This window comes from Pseudophaeobacter sp., assembly GCF_039971195.1.
Taxonomy (GTDB): domain Bacteria; phylum Pseudomonadota; class Alphaproteobacteria; order Rhodobacterales; family Rhodobacteraceae; genus Pseudophaeobacter.
Genome location: NZ_JBDWPJ010000233.1, coordinates 1 through 18825, shown reverse-complemented (window position 1 = coordinate 18825; position 18825 = coordinate 1). Strand labels below are relative to the sequence as shown.

The window sequence follows — 18825 nt, the reverse complement described above, 5'->3', positions numbered from 1 at the left end:
TCGGCCCAGAGGCGTTCTGAATATTGCTGATTTCAGGAGGAAACGATGCTTTTGCATACCCCAGAGGGCCATATCGGCTGGCAGGCCGAAGGTTTCGAATTGCCCGATGTGGAGGGCCGGCTGCACAGGTTGTCTGACTACCTTGGAGGCTCCGCTCTGTTGGTGGCTTTTATCTGCAACCATTGCCCCTATGTGCAGACTATTGCGGATCGGTTGGCGCAGGACACGGATGAGCTGATGGCAGAGGGCATCAATGTGCTGGCCATTATGTCGAACGATTTCCAAGCTGTCTCGGCTGATAGCCCTGCCAACATGAAGCGTTTTGCCGCGCAGCATCGGTTTGAGTTTCCTTATCTCGTGGACAAAGACCAAAGCGTTGCCAAAACCTATGGTGCAGTCTGTACGCCAGATTTCTTTGGTTTCACCTCCCAGGGGAGGCTGCAATATCGGGGACGATTGGATGATGCTGGCCGGGGGGCTTCGGACCATCGCTGCAGAGAGTTGGTTGAGGCTATGCGCCAGATCGCCAAAACGCAAAAAGGGCCTGAGGTGCAGCATCCAAGTATTGGCTGCTCAATCAAATGGAGGTAGGGAACCGCCGCCCTGGGGGTTTTCGGTAGTAAGGCCTCCACGAGAACCTACCTGACGGACCCGTAAGGCTCTCTTGACTAGATTGGGCGCTGCTTTTGACGGCAGCGCCTTTTTGAACGCTTTGAAACAGGCAGACCAAAGGGATTTAATCCCGAGTAGCGAACAAACCCTTTGCAGCAGAGTGCGCACCCCGTTCACATATCTATCCGAGAATACTGTTCCGTTTGCGAAGTAGCTTTGCCAATCTTTAACGTCCAAAACAAAGGGCGGTCAGATTCCCAATTCCTGAGACTCATCGCGGAGATTGCAGTCAAATACCCTTGATCAGCCCAGGGGTTTCTGCCTTACACCTGGGCGGAGTGAAGATCCATTTTTAGGCATATCCCTGCAACAAAACTACAGTTTTGATTTTGGACACAACGCCATGTTTACCAATGAAGTTTACGCTATAGGTTCACGCCAATGAGTAGACTTAATAACGGGCTTGAAATTGAGTAGGTTTAACCAGTTCATCAGTATGGTGGTCGCAAAGTTTGGGTTGGCAGACCTGGGAGCCTGGGGGCTGCCGTCCGATGCTGCAAACCGTTTGCGGCGCGGCCAAATACGCAGCACCATCGAAGAAATGCGTGTCATGCTGCTCGGCAATACGTTATTTGCGCCTGCCTTGTCCTTTCAGGCCTGGAATACTGGGCGAAACGAACTGGTCGTTGCTTGGACTGTTGTTGCTGTTGTCTTTGCTTGGTCGAAGTTCCTTGTATGGAGAACAACTTATCACACAGAGGGATCGGTGGCAGACCTGCGCGGCTTTCTCTTACAAGTTTTTTATAACTCGTTGATCTGGACCGTGGGAATGGCTCTGTTCTACCCTGTAGTAGAGGGGGACCAGAAGGCAGTCATTGCTACAATTGTCGCTGGCTCTCTCGCGCTGGGAACCATCGGTTTCTCGCGCACGCCAATGGCGGGTGTTGTCTATTTAGGGGTGCAAACTATTGGCAACACCCTGGTTATGCTGACCTGTGGGCTGGTCTATGGCTCTGCGACAGATATTACCCTGTCTATTTTGATGTTTGCCGCTGGCATTTCGCTGTTTAATGCCTGTCTCAAAGCCGCGCAAACCGCGATGATTGCTTTCAAGAACCACGAAAGGCTGAGCGAGAAAAGCGAAGTTGTTGAACTGCTGCTAAAAGACTACGAAGCCCAGGCGACCGAATGGCTTTGGCAAACGGATCAGTATGGACGCCTGCTCAGCGCTCCCGCGGGAATTCTGGAGATGTGCGCCCAGGGCGAACAGAACCCGGAGGCCGTTGAGCTATTTGACCTACTGGCCTCCACCTGCACTGCAGAGGCGGCGGAGGATATGGCCCGCCTGCAAAAGGCGGTTCGCAACCGGATTGAATTTCACGATATTCGCTTGTCTATCCAGGATCCGAGAGACGATACCCTGCATTGGATTTTGATGAAGGGTCGGCCGCAGTATGAACGCGGAGGGTTTCGTGGTTTTCGCGGCATCTTTGCCGATGCAACAGCCGAAGTCGAAGCGGAGCGTAAGGTTCAGTTTCTGGCCTCCTATGACGGTTTGACCAATCTTTTGAATCGCAACTCGGTGCAAAAAAAACTCTGTGAGCTACAGGCAGAAAAAGACCAGGTTGTTGCTTTGCTGGTTGATCTGGATGGGTTCAAGCAGGTGAATGACAGCTATGGGCATCACACCGGAGATCTGCTTCTAAAAGCGGTTTCTGTGCGCTTGCAGGAAAGCATAGGTGCTGATGCCTGGGCGGCTCGGCTCGGCGGGGATGAGTTCCTTGTTTTGTTGAGCAACGATCCTCCCAAAAGCACTGAAGAAATATCCTGGATTGCGCAAAGCATCTGCGAGCGCCTGTCGGAAGTCGTTCAGCTCGAAGATTTTGTCATCCAGATTTCCGCCTCCATCGGCATCGCCAAATTCCCCGAGGACACGCAGAAAGGCGTCGAGCTTCTGTCCCTGTCGGACATGGCGCTATATGAGGCAAAAGGCTCAGGGCGGGATCGCATCACCTTTTTTGATGCGGAAATGCAAAATCGGCTTTCTGAACGGCTGGCCATCGTAGAGCGGTTGAAAAAAGCGGTGCGCAGCGGCGAAATCGAACCCTATTATCAGTCGCAACATGCTTTGCAGAATGGGCGTCTGGTAGGTTTTGAAGCGTTGGCAAGGTGGAACGACGCGGATCTTGGCTTTGTTGGGCCTGATGTGTTTATCCCCATTGCCGAGCAAACCGGGCTGATCGTCGAACTGGGAGAGCATCTGTTGCGCCGAGCCTGTCAGGATGCCTGTCATTGGGCAGAACTCCTGCCGGCCAATCCGCCTGTAGTTTCTGTGAATTTCTCGCCGGTACAATTTGTTCGCACGGATGTCACCGGCTTGGTTTCTAGGGTTCTGCATGAAACCGGCCTGGCGCCCGAGCTGCTGGAAGTCGAGGTGACCGAAGGAGTTCTCATTACCTCGAAGGAGAAGATTGCAGCCACACTGCGAGAGCTTTCAGAGCTTGGTGTTTCCATTGCACTTGACGATTTTGGTACTGGCTATTCCTCGTTGAGCTATCTGAAGGAACTGCCGCTGAACAGGTTGAAGATCGACCAGAGTTTTGTCCGAGATCTGTCCGAGGTCGCCGCCAGCCCGATTGTCAGTACCATCACCCAGCTGGGACACAATCTGGGGCTTTCCGTCATTGCTGAAGGAGTCGAAGGACAGTCGCAGGTCCAGATCCTGTCCCAATTGGGCTGTGATGATGCGCAGGGCTACCTGTATAGCCGCCCCATGACCAAATCAGTCACCGACAAATATGTGTCCGAGCGGGCATCTCAGGTCTCTGGCCAATAGGCCCAGCGCAGATCCTGGCATCAACGATGTCTTGGCAGGATCATCGGGTCAGCGCGATTTAGGCCGATAAGAGCGAATATGGCAAGGTCCGTTTGCACTAACGGGCGTGTAGGAGGGTGCCCGAACCTGTGGTTCGGCGTAGACACTTCGGTTTTTATCTAATTTCTTCGCATTTGGTCTCAAAAAGAAATCAGAGGGCAGTCGTCCAACATGCCTAAATATCCGCCTCTTGCTGGATCAAAGAAGTTGAAATATTTGCCCTGTCCGCAGTGTTCATCTTTGGGAAATTGAGCGAATTTGTGTTTTTCCTTCCAAAGGAGGGGGAAGTTCTGAGGAAATAAGTTCTAGATTTGTGAAATGAAATCAAATACCTGAAGGGTGGAAGGTAAGGCGGGAAGAAGGCGGAATACGGCGAATAGATCTTTAGGCCTTCCTTTATCATTTTAAAAAATGGGATGATGGCGGCTCTGTTTTTTCCGTCTGGATGCCTGCTTTTTTCCGTCTTTCTCATAGCTTCCACGGCGACTTAAGTAATCCCCTATTAATGAAAAACTGCTTCTCTACAGCGGAAACTGTTTTAGGAGCAAAACATGAAGTTCGGAATTGCAGCGACTGTCTCTGCGTCACTAGTATTTTTTTCAAGCACTGCAATGGCAGCTGAAGTTGAGATCATGGCCGGCGATCTGCCACCTATGGTTCAAAAGGACGGAACCGGCCGTGAGGCAGAAATCATTTCCGCCGTTCTGGGCCATTGTGGACATACGGCTGTTTTTGTTGTTCAGCCTTTTACACGCCATTGGCAGTCGTTTGAAAATGGCTCTGGTGACGCCGTTGCGACCGTACCTGTAGGGATGCCGACCGCCGGCACCCAAACCCAAGCCTATGTCTCCTATCAAAACGGCGTGTCTTACCTGACCTCTTCCGAACGTGAGGCGTCGACTCTGGATGATCTGGATGGCTGGAACATCGTCGCCTTTGAAGGCGCCAGCAACATTATTCCGGGTCTGAGTGGGGAAACTGAGGCCTTTAAATCCTACCGCGAGATGGCCGACCAGAAAACCCAGAGCAAGCTGCTCTATGGTAAGCGCGTCGATGGGATCCTGGGCGATGGTATGCTCTTCGCCGAATTCGCCCGCCAGCTGCAGGAAGCCGGGGCCTCTGCCGGTGTAGATGCCAGCCAGGCAATTGAATTCCGCGCTATTTTTGAACCAAGCCCCTACGCCATGAGCTTTAGAGATCCTGCCATGGCGGCAGAGTTTGACCGTTGCTTTGGCGAATTGGAAGCCGACGGAACCATCGCAGAGATCAACACTCGTTGGACGGATAAATACCGTGACGCCCTCGGTGGCAACTACATGTCCTACTAAGGAGATGCCGTCTATTTTGCCCTGTTTGCCAAACAGATGCTTTGAACGGCGGCTTCTCTTGCCAATGTGGCTCACCCCTCATTGGCACCCTTTCCTAAACCTTGTCCGGGCAGCGGCCTGACACAAGATGCAAGGTTTTGGAAAGGGGACAGATGTTCAACATGACAAACTTAGATTGCAGACAACGATTGTAGTTTGAAACAGCCCGAACATCTCCACCCATTACTGACCAGCGAAAGCAATACGATCTGTTGATCGAGACTTTGGAGCACATCATGACCGGTTTTCTGAAACGCTTCTTGGGCATGTCCATCAAGAAGAAGTTACTACTGCCAATTTTGGCCTGCATAGTGCTGTCCAATTTTGCCTATACGGTTTTCTGGGCCTCCAAGCACAGCACCGCATTGATTGCGGCCTTTGATGAAGAAGTGAAACTGGCACAGCGGTTTGTTGTTCCTCCTGTTGCAGCGGCGGTTTGGGATTTCAACAGTGACGCTGCTATGGGCGCTATTCAGGGCGTGGCAGAAATGGAAAACGCGCTGTTTGCACAAGTAGTTGTTGATGGCGGCAGTTTTGCAGAGGTCTTTGTTGACGAAGAGCGTCGCGAAGAGCTGACACAGCAGATCACCGCTCTTTTGGAAGATGAAAGTGTCGAGCAATCAGTCGAAGTCAATGAGGTTGTCTACGTCAAATTCCCAGTGGCCCTGACGGATGGGACAGATGTGGGCCAGATGGTTATGGGCTTTCACAACGGTACCATTCATGAAACCGTCTCCTCGCTGTATATGCAGTCCGCCATTATTGGTTTGGGCATCTGTTTGCTGATTGGGATTATTGTCTATTTCTCGGCCGCTTCGGTAACCCGTCCGCTGGATCGGATTGTAGACCGCATCGATTCCCTTCGCAGTGGCGATTTCAATAGCGCTGTCCCAGAGAAAAGTCGTCGCGATGAGCTGGGCCGTCTGGCCGCCGCGGTTGTAGAGTTTGTCGAAGCCATGCGGGCCAATGCCGAGATGGAAGAACAGTCCAAGGCCGCTGCCGCAGAACAGGCTGGCGTGGTCGAAGAGCTGGCAAACGGCTTGAACAACCTGTCCAAAGGCAATCTGTCTTATAGGATCGAAAAAGAGATGAGCCCGGAATATGCAGCGCTGCGGTCGGACTTTAACCTGACTGCGGAAACGCTGGATGATCTAATTGGCCGGGTGCTGGTCACAATTTCCGAGATGGATCAGCAGATTGGCGAGATGGCTTCCGGGACAGATGATCTGTCGCAGCGGACAGAGAACCAAGCGGCAACGCTTGAACAAACAGCCGCAGCGCTTGATAGCATCACCTCGAATGTGCGCTCTGCCACAACCCAGACCAAAGAGGTTGAAGGCACCATTTCCGAAACCTCCGAAGAAGCGATGCGCAGTGGCGACATTGTTCAGCGCACTGTGCAGGCGATGAAAGAGATCAACGAGTCCTCTGAACAGATCTCGGCGATTAACAGCGTGATTGACGACATCTCGTTCCAGACCAGCCTTTTGGCTCTGAACGCGGGGGTTGAGGCGGCGCGGGCTGGTGAAGTGGGCCGTGGCTTTGCGGTAGTAGCTTCGGAAGTACGTTCTCTGGCGCTGAAGTCTGCGAATTCTGCCAATGAAATTCGGGATCTGATCCAGACCAGCTCTGAGAAGGTAAAGATTGGCGTTGACTTGGTTGACGAAGCGGGACGTTCGCTGGAGCAAATCATTGCAAAGATCCAGTCGGTTTCGGAACTTACGACTCAGATTGCCGCCTCCTCGGGCGAGCAGGCTTCGACCATTTCTGAAATCAATGCCGGTATGATCGAATTGGACCGCGCGACCCAGCAAAATGCCAGCATGGTGCTGAAGTCCAGCGATCAGGGCAAAAGCCTGAAACAGGCTGCCGCTGAATTGGCCGAATTGGTTGCTGGCCTTAAACCCTCCTCTCAGAATGGGCAGGCGGGCAACCCGCCCGCGGATTTCGAGGATGAGGCTTTTGCAAATGATGGCTTCGATGACGACTGCTTTGATCAGGATCGCTTGGCCGGATAGTCGAACTGACCTCTCCGCAGCGGGGAGGCTAAGGGAAATGCATGACGTTCCGTCCCCGAACAGGAGACGGGACGTTTTCCATTGGGTGCCTTGACCCGCAGTATGCTGCGCCTAAACCTTTGGCCAAACAACCAAAGGAAGCCTGATGATTGGATATGTTACCGTTGGCGTCTCGGATATGGAGAAGGCCAAGACGTTTTACTGCGATCTCTTTGCAGATCGCGGCGCAAAAGTGATCATTGATGCGGGGCGTATCGCGATGATTGGGGCCACTCCAAAAGAGCCGATGATCTCAGTCTGCCTGCCCTATGACGGCAATGACCCACAGCCCGGCAATGGCAATATGATTGCTTTTCGTGCCAAGGACAAAGAAGAGGTCGATGCGCTCTATGCCAAGGCGATGTCGCTTGGTGCCACCTGTGAGGGCGCGCCCGGACAGCGCATCCCTGACCGGTTCTACGGCGGCTACGTTCGTGATCTAGATGGCAATAAAATGACCTTCTACGTCTTTGGCTAACAGCCCAACAGATGCCCTGCCGCTGTGCGCTGGGGCATTCGATCTCTGGGTTTCCAATCCAGATCAGGGTTTTGAGATCATTGTGAGGCAGGCAGAGCGTCGCGCTGGACACTAAAACTAGACCTGAGACATGGATGGCCAGTACAGCGGTTTTGCCTGTGGTCATCTGCTTGCCAGTGTCAGGATTAAAGCCTAGCCTGTGGGGATTCCTGTCTCATTGAAATGATCCTTTTATGTTTGATTTTGGCGTTGTTCTGCTTGGGCTTCTCGGCCTGGTTTTTCTGCTTGGCGTTCCCTATCTGCTGATCTCTCATACCATGCTCAGAACACGCGTGCGCGATCTCGAAGCCAAGGTCGAAGCGATGCGCCCTGGGGTGTCCAGCCCAAGTCAAGCGACTGTTGCGAGTATCAAAAGTGATCCTGTCACGCAGTCCAAACCCGCGCTGCCCTGGGGGGAACAGAAGCAGGCGAACAGCCAAGACGACCTGGCTGAGACGCCGCCCATTGCCGCCACCTCTGCCACGCCAGCAGCCGAGGCAGACCAGGCCTCTGAGGAACAGCCTGCAGCACATCATCCCAGTGACCAAGACCACCCCTCTGCTCCGCCAAAGGCCTTCGTGCTGCGGGGCGATCTTTTTGAAGTCCTCAGCTTCTGGCTACGTGACAACTGGGTGCTGGTGGCCGGGTCGGCCTCTCTGGCATTGGCTGGGGTCTTTATGGTGCAATACGGCGTTGATAACGGCCTGTTGACGCCCTTCTGGAGGGTCATGTCGGCCTTGGGTTTTGGCGGCGCGCTGGTCGCCGGGGGCGAGGTGGTGCGACGTCGCCACGGGGATGTGGCCGAAGGGGCAGCCCAGCACCTGCCTTCGGCCCTTGCCGGGGCCGGGTTGATCACCCTGTTTGCCGGACTGTTGTCGGCGCGGGTGATGTATGGGTTGATTGACCCGGGGACCTGTTTTGCAGCACTGGGTCTGGTCTCGGTGCTGGCCCTGGTGCTGGGGTGGTTCTATGGCGCCTTCCTGACCGCCCTGGGTATCCTGGGCGCCTGTGTCGCGCCCTTTCTGGTGGGGGGGCAGTCGCAGGATCCCTGGATGCTCTATTACTATTTTGCCCTGATTGCAGTGGTTGGGCTTGGGGTGGATACGGTCAAGCGCTGGGCCTGGATTTCGGTTCTGGCTCTTGTAGCGCCCCTGGGGGCAAGCCTGCTACTTTACCTCTCTGGGGCAGGGGAGGTGCATTTCCTCTCGGCCCTGCTGTTGATGACAGCTTCTGGCGTGATCCTGCCGGGGCGCAGTCTCTGGCCGCGACTGTCTGGAGCAGCGGTTATCGATGTCTTTGCGCGCCCAGAGGGCAAGCGGCGCTTTCCTGAGTTTCCAACTCGGATTTCAGCAGCTGTTACCGCTGTGAGCAGCGCTGCGGCAGTTATGGTCGCCATTGAGGCCACGCAATCCGCCACTGTGGTTCTGGCGCTGATGATGCTGATGGCCTTGTTGCTGGCAGCATTGATTTGGATGCGCGAAGCGCCGGCGCTGTATGATCATGCCCTGGCACCCGGCCTGGCGGTTCTGGTTGTTGTCCTGACAGAGGGGCTAAATTCTGGCCCCCTGTTTCAGTCCTTTATGGCCGGGCTTGAACGCCCGCCGGAAACCGCGCCGCCGCAGGTCGTCTGGATGCTTGTGGCGCTTGGCGCTTTGGGCTCGGGCCTGGGCTTTCTGCGTATGCGCTGGAGCCTGGCAGGCATCGGCGTGGCAGAAGGCGGCCCGCCAAGAGCCCTCTACTGGGCGCTGATGGCCGCTGTTTTTGCCCCGGCGCTGACCTTGCTGCTGGAGTTCACCTGGGCCCCGGCTGTGGTCTATGGCGACTACCCCTGGGCGCTGGTGGTGCTGGGACTGGCGGCAATGATGACATTCCTGGCGGAACGCTGTGCTCGCGGGGCTGACCGCGAAGAGCGTGACCTCAGGGTCGCGTTGTTTGCCATTGCTGCCCTCACCCTCATTGCCTTTGCACTTTTCCTAGTGTTGTCGGAGACGGCCTTGACGCTGGCGCTGTCAGTTTTGGCGCTTTTGGTGGTTCTGATTGATCGCAAATTCAACCTGCCCGCATTGGTGCTGTTTATCCAGGTTGCGGTTGCGGTGATCACCTACCGTTTGGTGCTGGACCCTGGCGTGGACTGGGCGCTGGACCGCGATTATCTTGACAATGACTGGCACTATGCCACCCCTCTGCTGCAGATTTTTCTGGCCTATCTTGGCAGCCTGGCCTTGCTTGGGGCGGGATGGCTGCAGGTACGGCGGCACCGGGAAAAGACTGCGCTCATCCTGGAAAGCGCGGCGACACTCATTGGCGCGGTATTCCTGTCTGTGCTGATCCTGCGGCTGCTGCCTGAAGAGATGCGCTATGGCCACGCCGGGATGGGGCTGATGGCGACGGTCTGGGCCGCATCGCTGGTCAATCAGTTGCACCGGTTGCGGATGAGCGGGGCGCTGACAACCGCGCTGCGCGGGGTGTTGATCCTGGGCTATGGTCTGGCCGCCCTTGCCAGCCTGGCGGGGCTGTTTGTCTTTGCCAATCCGCTGTTCTCCTACCTGGAGATGGTCCGCGGCCCAATGATCCTGGACAGCCTCGCCGCAGCCTACCTGCCCCTGGCCGGGGTCTGTGCCTTTGCAGTGCTGCGCCTGACTCATTTGAAGCGCTGGTTGCGGGTTGGCTTTGCCATTGCAGGCAGTGCGCTGGGGGCTTTCTACATCACGTTAGAGATCCGCCGGTTCTGGCGCGGCGACGATCTAAGCCTGCCAGGGGTGATCGACGCCGAGCTTTACTCCTACACGGTGGCCCTGCTGCTGGCCTCTACCGGGGTGCTGATGCTGGCCTTCTGGCGCCGTTCGGATCTGCTGCGCAAACTGGCCATGGCAGGGGTGGTGCTGACCATCGCCAAGGTCTTCCTGGTGGATATGAGCGGGCTCTCAGGCCTGACGCGGGTGTTCTCTTTCATGGGGCTTGGGCTAGCGCTGGTGGGGCTGGCCTGGCTCAACCGGGTGATGAACGCCCAGTGGGAAAAGGGACAGGTGCCACCTGTGACGGAAGCCGATTGAAAAAGCGGAACAAAAACCCGTACAGTGCAACGCAAAAGGCGGGCCAATGCAGCCCGCCTTTTCTATCTGGAAAGCACCGGGGTTTTTGCGCCCGCTACCACTTGGGTGAGATCCCTAGAACACGAAGTCATCCAAAGTCAGGTCGGAATTGGCGACACCTACAAGGGTGACGCTGTTGCCGAGGCCATCGCTGATTACGGTGTTTCCATCAACTTCGGAAAGATGGTTGATGGCCAAATCTGAGAAGTCCGTGATTGCCGCAAGGCCCGAGAGGTCAATGACCTCGCCTGCTTCGTTGACGTCAAAATCCATTATGGTGTCATTGCCAAAGGCGCCGAACAGAACAAAGGTATCGGCATCTGCGCCACCTGTCATGGTGTCATTGCCGCCGTCATCCCGGAAGGTATCATTGCCAGCACGGCCGTGCAAATCGTCGTCGCCCCAGGCACCATTCAGGATGTTGTCACCAGAGTTTCCATCAATGTAATTGTCCTTCCCGTTGCCGGTGCCATTCAGATTGTCACTCCCGAGCAGATACAATTCCTCAAGGTTTTGAGACAGGTCCCGCAAGGCGACGGTGATAGTGGATCTAACCCCATCAACCCCGGATTCCGCTCCTGCATGTTCGATGATCCGATCGCCAACATTGTCAACATAGTAAATATCCCAACCGTCACCACCGACCATCAGATCAGCACCACCGTCGTCCCTGAACGTATCCTCATCTTGGCCACCGTAAAGGGTGTCATCGCCCCAGGCGCCATTCAGCAAGTTTTGAAGGGTTGCGTTGCCATAGATAATGTTGTCGAGCCCATTTCCTGTCCCAAGTTGCGCGGCACCTGTAAGGGTCAGGACCTCGATATGCTGGCTATGGTCCCGCAGGGAGAAATTGACCGAGGAAACAACGCGATCACGCCCCTGTCCGGGGCCTTCAAAGACCTGGTCCCCTGCGTTGTCGACGTAGTAGACATCGTTGCCAGCGCCGCCGTGCATTGCATCGGCACCATTGTCATCCTGAAACGTGTCGTTGCCAGCGCCCCCAAAAAGGGTGTCGTTGCCCCAGGCGCCGTTCAGGATGTTGTTGCCGCTATTGCCGTAAATCTTGTTGTGCAAACCATTGCCGGTGCCATTGATGTCTGCCGTGCCGCTAAGGCTCAGGTTTTCAACGGCGTTGCTGACGTCGCGCAGCGCAAAAGTCGAACCGACAAAAATCAGGTCATTGCCTTGCCCGGCAAGCTCCACAATTCGGTCGCCCGCGTGATCTACGTAGTAGATATCGTTACCCGTTCCACCGAACATGAGGTCAGCGCCATTGTCATCCTGAAAGGTGTCGTCTCCGGCCCCGCCAATGAGCGTGTCGTTGCCCCAGGCGCCGTTCAGCAGGTTGTCACCACTGTTGCCTGCAATGGAATTGGCCTGGCCATTGCCGAAGCCAAACAGATCAAGGGTTCCTAGAAGGGTCAGGTTTTCGACATGGTTACTGCTGCGACGCAGGGAGTAGCTCGACGAGGAAAGAACACTGTCGGTACCTTCGCCAGCCTCTTCGATCACCCTGTCGAAGTATGAGTCCACGAAATAGGTATCATGACCTGTGCCCCCGTATAAGCTGTCATTGCCGATGCCGCCACTGATGCTGTCACTGCCCGAACCGCCAAGGACGGTGTCATCACCGTCACCTGCATTGATCAAATCATTGCCGCCACCGGATTGCAGGTGGTTATTGGCGGCGTTGCCATTGATGGTATCATTGCCGGAGCCTGTGATCGCATTTTCAATGACGGTGCCGCGGCCAATGGCAAAGTTGCCGGTCTTGCCGTTCAGATCCGAAAAGGTGTCGACAATAAGGCTCAGTTTCTGGTCAAAGGCACGCGAGCCAAGGTTGATCGTGTCGATGCCGCCGCTGTCAACAATCGTGGTGGTGCGGGTAAGATCAAGATCCAAGATGCTGCGACCGGTGGTATTGCCATCGCCATAGGTCGTGTCGCCGGTTTCGACATTGGTGGGCACGCCGTAAAGATTTTGAATGGCAGCGATGTCGGCAACCTGTGGCGTCCAGACATAGGAAAAGGACGCATTGACGCCAGTTGCCTCGTCCTGATCAAAATAGGACATGATCGACATTTGCCAGCTGTCATTGGCAAAGGCTGCGTCTTTTTCATAGGTGGCGCTGCCGTTGTAGTTGCCGGAGTGGCCGAGGCCCAGGGCGTGGCCGATCTCGTGGATGAAGGTCTGGAGATAATAGTCTCCGTAGGCCGCCCAGGAAGTTGGGATGTTGATATCAGAGGTGTAAATGCGCCCACCGATGGCCAAGGAAGAGTTATAGGCACCACGTGCATCGGCATCGTCAAAGGTGATTTCGGCAGATGAGTTGGTTTCAACAAAGTTGAGGCCACTCACCGCCGCCCAGGAATCGAGCGCGGTACGGGCAACCGCTTGGGCGCTCAACGTCAGTCCGCTCAGATTGACAGAGATTTCGCGATCGGCACCAACTGAGAAGGACCGGCTTGTTCCGCCCCAATAGCCCTCGGTCAGAAAGTCTGCGACCTGATCCACCGTATAGGTTGGTTTAGGGGCTGCTACCGCTTCCACAGTGGGGGTGCTGGTTGTGCCGTCGACAAACAGGCGGTGCTCGCGGATACCACAGAACTCACACATTGGACTGTCCTGACTGGTTCAAAATTGTGGAGGTTAAAAGGTTTTGGTTGTTGTTGCTGGCAGGCATGGAACAATCCTTCGTTGTCTGCAAATAGGTAGAATCAGGCCAAAAAGACCCGTCGGAAATTTCAGGCTGGCTAAAGTGGCAGATCAGAGACATCAACCAAAGTCCGCGCATATGGGGATAGATCCAGGGCGCTCAAATTGCTGTCCATAATTGTTAACTCCAACACAGGGCCGTCCACACGTCGCCCCTCTTGATCCAGCCAAACAAGTCGGCCAGACAGCCTATCTTCGGTGCGGCTTTCTTCTTGATACCGGATCGTCAGCACCGCGTTCTGATCCGTCTGTAGTGCATCACTGTTGGCGGGCTCATTTGATAGTTCCACCGCGCGCTCTAGTGCCTTTGACTGCAGCGCAGTCATCAAAGCGCCACAAATCACAGGGTGCTGGTCCATGTCACACTGGAACAGTACAGGAGCTATGTCTTTGCTCAACACTGGAGACACCGCGCAAAAAGTAAAGGCAACTGCTAATGTTTGCAGAGCAGGCTTCAACTCAATCAATGATTTACACTCAACATTACATGCCCAACTTTTCGCCAAATTGAGGGTCTGTTGTCAAATAGATTAACCATTGGGCATAAATTGGGGCGGAAAATGGGTGAAATCATGGCGAAATGTTCGAATTTTGATAGGTGAGGTCTGGTTTGAAAGGGTTTCACGAGCTGTGCAGGGTGGGCCAAGGTTGTGCCGTGTGGTCTTGATTCTCTTGCCGTTCTCTTGGCTTTTTAGGGCGCAGTTCAGTGGAATACGCCCTAAAAAACAATGTTGTTAGCGAAACTCTTTGAGCAGTAGACTCCTCTACTGGCCGACTTCCAGTGTCTCAAACGTCAGGCCCATCGCCGTGCGCGGCGCAAAGCCTTTCCAGTAGCTGTGATCGTCAAGTTCCTTGCCAGCATCATCTGTGGAAATCACACCATCTTCGGCACGCTCAACCAATGTGAGATAGCTGGCTTTATCGGCCTCGGATTTGAGATGCAGATCCATAAAGGCAGTGGCAAAATGCTGGGTGATATTGTTCATCCGATTGGTGTCCCAAACCGCATCCGCGTAGTGTTCAAAGGGGATGAAGTCGAGGTTATCAACGGGCTCCCAACTTTCAATCGGGGCAGGCATCGGAGCAGCGGCATTGTGATTGGCGGCTTCAAAGGTCAGCAAGTGCCGGTTGGTATTGACCGCCCCTTCAAAGATACCGCGCATCGCCGGGTAGATTGACACATCATCGGCGCTGCCCGCCATCATCATCAGCGGTTTGCTGATCCCGGCAAGGCCGGTGGCGTCCCAGAACCCGGTATTCATGCCCCAGGGGCCAATGGCGATCACTGCCTTGACCCGCTCATCAACAAGCGCGGCATGGCTGTCTGATCCGGCCTGGTGGCGGGCCAGCAATCCAGCAGGCGTGCCCCAGGCATATTGGGTGGAAGCCTCGGTAACGCCGGCACCGGCAAAGATCAGCGCGCCATAGCCACCCATCGAATAGCCAATGACACCGGTCTGGTCGGCGTTGATGATGTCGCCCAACGGCCCCTCCATGGCTTCCATCTGGTCTATGACAAACCGCTGATCTATCGGGCGGTTCAGCAGGGTCGAGCCAAAGGCCGCCTTGTCTGAATAGGTGCTGTCGCGGTGATCGATCGAGACCGTAACATAGCCTTTGGTGGCAAGGTTTTCACCAAGGTGTGAGAGCAGATAGCGATTGCCGGGGTAGCCGTGCGAAATCACCACCAGCGGATATGTTTCTCCGCTTGCAGGCGTCGCGTCGCGCGCTGCGCGGCCATGTAGAGTGACCTCGGTCTGGCCGTCGCGCAGGATGGCGCGGTAGCTGCCGCCTGCTTCTGTGCCAGCGGCTGCCGGATACCAGACCTCTACCGTGAGGTCGCGATCATAGAGTGGCTGCGCCTCCTCCGTGGTGTTGAGGATGTCATTTTGACCGGGGTTGGTGAACTCCAGCGTTTGCACCCCAATGGGATGGGCGCCAAAGGCCGCCAGTTCCGGGGCATCGGGACGGATACGATCGATGCGGTTTTCGGCCACCGCCATCGAGGACAAGGCGCCAGTTGCCAGGGCAAACCCCATTCCGGCTGCAAGGTTACTCTTTGACATTAAACTCTCCCATGTGTGTCTTTCTGAAATACCCCCGGACTAAGCCTGCGGGGGGGTGATGCCGGTCTAGGGCTGCATTGTAACAGCCAGCCACTGGTCATCACCTGAGCCACCACTCTGAGCTCTCCGGTTCTCAATCCGGCTGGATCGGCCGAGGTTACTGCGGTGTTCAAAGGGGCTCGTGTCTTACCAGTGTTTTTGACCTGATCCGAGCGCCGGTACGTCGCCTTTAGGTAGATGACTAGGGAGAGGGGCGCCGGGTCAAGCCAGACAGAGCCCGCGGTGGCAATGACGCTGCGTTTTTCTAAAACCGGCATTGCTGTCAATTTGAGGCCATTGCGGGGGGATCTCCCCTCCTATTGCCAAAGCTTCCTTCAGCACTGGAAAAGCCGAGGTAGCTTTCTTCAGTGTGTCCTAGGCTGCTCAGATCTGAGATGGTAAAAAACAAGTGAAGGCGCAGGTGCGGTCTGAGGTGCCCCAAGTTCGGCGTGTATTGCTTCTCCCGCCGGCTCTTCGTATTGTCCTGTTTCGAAGTTTTCCACCCTGCCAATTGAAAGCGCACCCCATGACGCAGACTCCTTGGCTGGCACCCTGGTTGGGGTTTTCCATTGATCGCAGCAGCGCCACCCCGGTGTTTGAACAAATCTGCGCTGCCATCCGGACGCGCGCGACCTCAGGCGCCCTGGAACAGGGGGGTAAACTGCCACCCACCCGCGTTTTTGCCACCGAACTTGGGGTATCCCGCTCCACTATTGTCACAGCTTACGAGCAACTGGTTGCCGAAGGCTACTTGTCCAGCCAGCAGGGCTCTGGCTATCGGCTTTGCACCTCTGGCGAGGTGGAGTTTGCCCAAAAGGCAGATGTGGCGACGCAAATGGCCGGAGCAGGGCAAAAGACACCAGATCCTGCTGGCCCCGAAGGGGGCGAAGCAAAACCGGGAGAGGCACTGCCATTTCGCGCGGGCAGTCCGGATATGCGTCTGTTTCCCTACCGGCAGTGGGCCAAAACCGTGGCGCGTATCTGCCGGGCCAACCCGCAAGCGATGTTTGTTGGCAGCTCTGGCTTTGGCGCGCTCTCCCTGCGGCAGGCGATCTGCGATCATGTGGCGGAATGGCGCGGGATCTCGGCGCGGCCAGAGCAGGTTATTGTTACTGCAGGGGCCACGGATGCGCTGCAGATCTGTCTGCATGCCCTGTCCGAAGAAGAGGATAGTGTCGCCCTGGAAAATCCGGGCTACAAGCCCTTGCTATCGTTCCTCACGGCGCAGGGCCTGCGGCCAGAGTATCTGGCGGTGGATGAGAATGGCGCGGTTCTGCCCAGTGGCACGCGGGCCTCTCGATTGGCCATCCTTACCCCTTCGCATCAGTTCCCACTGGGAGGGGCCATGTCGCCAGCTCGCCGGATGGAGTTCATCCAGTGGGCCAGTGACACCGATGCCTGGATTATCGAAGACGACTACGACAGCGAGTTCCGCTATGCGGGCCGACCCATACCGGCGATGGCTGGTTTTGACCAACTGCACCGTACCCTCTATGTCGGCAGCTTCTCCAAGGTATTCTCCAATGCGCTACGGCTTGGCTATGTGATCCTGCCCGAGGCTTTGCTGGACAGGCTCCATGGCAGTATTCAACGCTTTGGCCCCAAGGCAAGCTCGATGCCGCAACAGCCCTTGGCAGACTTTATCAACACGGGCGAGTTCTACCGTCACCTGCGTCGGGTCAGACGGATCTATGCAGAACGTCGCCGCTACCTTCTGGATCGCCTGGCTCATGAATTCTCAAGCTATGGTTACTGCGAGGATCATCAGGCCGGCATGCAGGTGGTGTTTCATTTGACCTGTGGCCTGACAGATCGGCAGATCTGTGCAAAATCCGCGCAACTGGGCCTGTCAATCGAACCGCTTTCCAGTTTTGTGCAGTCGCAGGAGGCGCGCGACTGCAAATACAACGGGCTGCTGCTGGGGTTTTGTGGCCACAGCGAGGCTGAATTGGCTCAGGGACTAAGGCTCTTGCAAAAAGTTCTGGATTCGTTGGACGCCAACAAGCGCTAGCTCTGCCTGGTTAAACTCCTCGTGGCAGATCCCGTGCTGACAGTAGAGGCTGGCCGTGCCGCCTTTCGCGATATTCTGAGTTGCAATGGTTCATCTCAAAATTGCATTCATGGTGCGTTAGATACAATTTCTCATACTATTTTTCGGACGATTTCCGGCTTTGTAGTGGAGATAATGAAATCTTAGGACCCGGCAGATAGGACCTTAGTTAAGTACCAGTTTTAGAGGACGTTCGAAAATGCCACAGCTTTTGTTCCGATTGCCGACCCGGATATATGCACTTGCCGCACTGGCGGTGGGCCTTGCCGCTGTTTTGACCTTTGTATTGTTGTCCCGTTCCGTGGACAATGCCTATGAGATGCGCGAGAAAGAACTCAGCAGTCTTACTGACGCTATGATCAGCGCTCTGGCGGATCTGGATGCACAGGTTCAGGCGGGAACCCTCACCCTGGAGGAAGCTCAGGAACAGGGCAAGACGCAGATCGAATTGCTGCGCTTTGGCTCTGCTGGCTATTTCTTTGCCTTTGACGAAAACAATGTCATGCGCGCGCACGCGGTCGCCAAGCAATTGATCGGCAATGACCAGACTGATTTTGAAGACGTCAATGGCCTGCGTATTTTCCAGGAGTTCACCAGGGTGGTTGAGGCCGATGGCGCTGGTGCTGTGATTTATCACTTCAACAAGCCTGATTCCGAAATCCAAGAAGCAAAAATGGGCTATGTAAAGCTGTTTGCACCCTGGGGCTGGATCATTGGTACTGGCGCCTATGTCTCTGACATCGAAGCCGAGTTGAGCATCATGCGGATGACAGCAATGATCGCCTTGGGGATCAGCCTGGCCATTCTCGCGCTTGGTGCCACCGTGATCACCCGCAGTGTGACCAAACCAGTCAATGCTCTGAGAGACCGGATGCACTCGATGGCCGATGGCGATACCGATTCCGAGATCCCTGCTGCAACCAACAAAAGCGAAATTGGCGATATGGCGCGGACCTTGGAATCGTTCCGCAAAGCGCTGAGTCACCAAAAAGAGCTTGAGCTGGCGCAGAAAGATCGTGAACGCGAACAGGCAGAAGTTGTTGCCACCCTCAGCACCAGCCTGTCCTCGCTGTCGCAGGGTGACCTGACCGTCAAGATCGACGACCAGTTTCCTGCCGACTATGCCCAGCTGCGCAGCGACTTTAACCAGACGGTTGAAACGCTGAGCGGTACAATGGCCCGTATGGTTGAAGCCACCAGCTCTATCCGCAATGGTGCGACTGAAATCAGCCAGGCCTCCGATGATCTGTCGCATCGCACCGAAAGCCAGGCGGCGACTTTGGAAGAAACCGCAGCAGCTCTGGATGAGCTCACCGCCAGCGTGAAATCCGCCGCCGAAGGCGCGCGCAGCGTTGAAGCCACCATGGAGGCCGCCAAACAGGAGGCCGAAGTCAGTGGCGAAGTGGTGCAAAGCGCGGTTTCGGCGATGACCGAA

At 55.6% G+C, this 18825-nt stretch carries 11 protein-coding genes; 8 read left to right on the top strand and 3 right to left on the bottom strand.

Annotation, left to right across the window (positions count from 1 at the left end):
• Nucleotides 1–45: 45 nt before the first annotated feature.
• The 6 genes from ABJP42_RS20265 (at nucleotide 46) to ABJP42_RS20240 (ending at nucleotide 10481) form a co-directional block, all read left to right on the top strand.
• Nucleotides 46–591, top strand: a complete 546-nt coding sequence (locus ABJP42_RS20265; RefSeq protein WP_348343701.1) for a thioredoxin family protein — start codon at nucleotides 46–48, stop codon at nucleotides 589–591.
• Between the two features lie 850 nt (nucleotides 592–1441).
• A complete protein-coding gene (locus ABJP42_RS20260) occupies nucleotides 1442–3448 on the top strand; it encodes a putative bifunctional diguanylate cyclase/phosphodiesterase (protein WP_348343699.1) in 2007 nt (668 codons plus the stop codon).
• Nucleotides 3449–4098: 650 nt separating this feature from the next.
• Nucleotides 4099–4815, top strand: coding sequence for a substrate-binding periplasmic protein (locus ABJP42_RS20255; RefSeq protein WP_348343697.1), 717 nt, complete (start codon nucleotides 4099–4101; stop codon nucleotides 4813–4815).
• 275 nt (nucleotides 4816–5090) lie between these two features.
• A complete protein-coding gene (locus ABJP42_RS20250; protein WP_348343695.1) occupies nucleotides 5091–6872 on the top strand; it encodes a methyl-accepting chemotaxis protein in 1782 nt (593 codons plus the stop codon).
• A 145-nt stretch (nucleotides 6873–7017) separates the two neighbouring features.
• Entirely contained in the window at nucleotides 7018–7389 is a 372-nt protein-coding gene (locus ABJP42_RS20245) for a VOC family protein (protein ID WP_348343693.1), read from the top strand.
• A 233-nt stretch (nucleotides 7390–7622) separates the two neighbouring features.
• Nucleotides 7623–10481 (top strand): DUF2339 domain-containing protein, encoded by a 2859-nt coding sequence (locus ABJP42_RS20240; protein ID WP_348343691.1) that lies wholly within the window; start codon nucleotides 7623–7625, stop codon nucleotides 10479–10481.
• Nucleotides 10482–10595: 114 nt separating this feature from the next.
• Here ABJP42_RS20240 and ABJP42_RS20235 read toward each other — a convergent pair whose 3' ends face one another.
• From ABJP42_RS20235 to ABJP42_RS20225, 3 genes are all read right to left on the bottom strand, one after another.
• Nucleotides 10596–13136, bottom strand: a complete 2541-nt coding sequence (locus tag ABJP42_RS20235; protein ID WP_348343689.1) for a M10 family metallopeptidase — start codon at nucleotides 13134–13136, stop codon at nucleotides 10596–10598.
• Between the two features lie 137 nt (nucleotides 13137–13273).
• A complete protein-coding gene (locus ABJP42_RS20230) occupies nucleotides 13274–13702 on the bottom strand; it encodes a hypothetical protein (RefSeq protein WP_348343687.1) in 429 nt (142 codons plus the stop codon).
• Nucleotides 13703–13999: 297 nt separating this feature from the next.
• Nucleotides 14000–15301 carry an alpha/beta hydrolase family protein gene (locus ABJP42_RS20225; protein WP_490363243.1) on the bottom strand — a complete coding sequence of 434 codons (1302 nt, stop codon included), beginning with the start codon at nucleotides 15299–15301 and terminating at the stop codon, nucleotides 14000–14002.
• Between the two features lie 565 nt (nucleotides 15302–15866).
• Here ABJP42_RS20225 and pdxR point away from each other — a divergent pair.
• Nucleotides 15867–17351, top strand: a complete 1485-nt coding sequence (pdxR, locus tag ABJP42_RS20220) for a MocR-like pyridoxine biosynthesis transcription factor PdxR (protein WP_348343685.1) — start codon at nucleotides 15867–15869, stop codon at nucleotides 17349–17351.
• A gap of 238 nt (nucleotides 17352–17589) precedes the next feature.
• The coding region (locus ABJP42_RS20215; protein WP_348343683.1) for a cache domain-containing protein at nucleotides 17590–18825 on the top strand (1236 nt) is incomplete at its 3' end.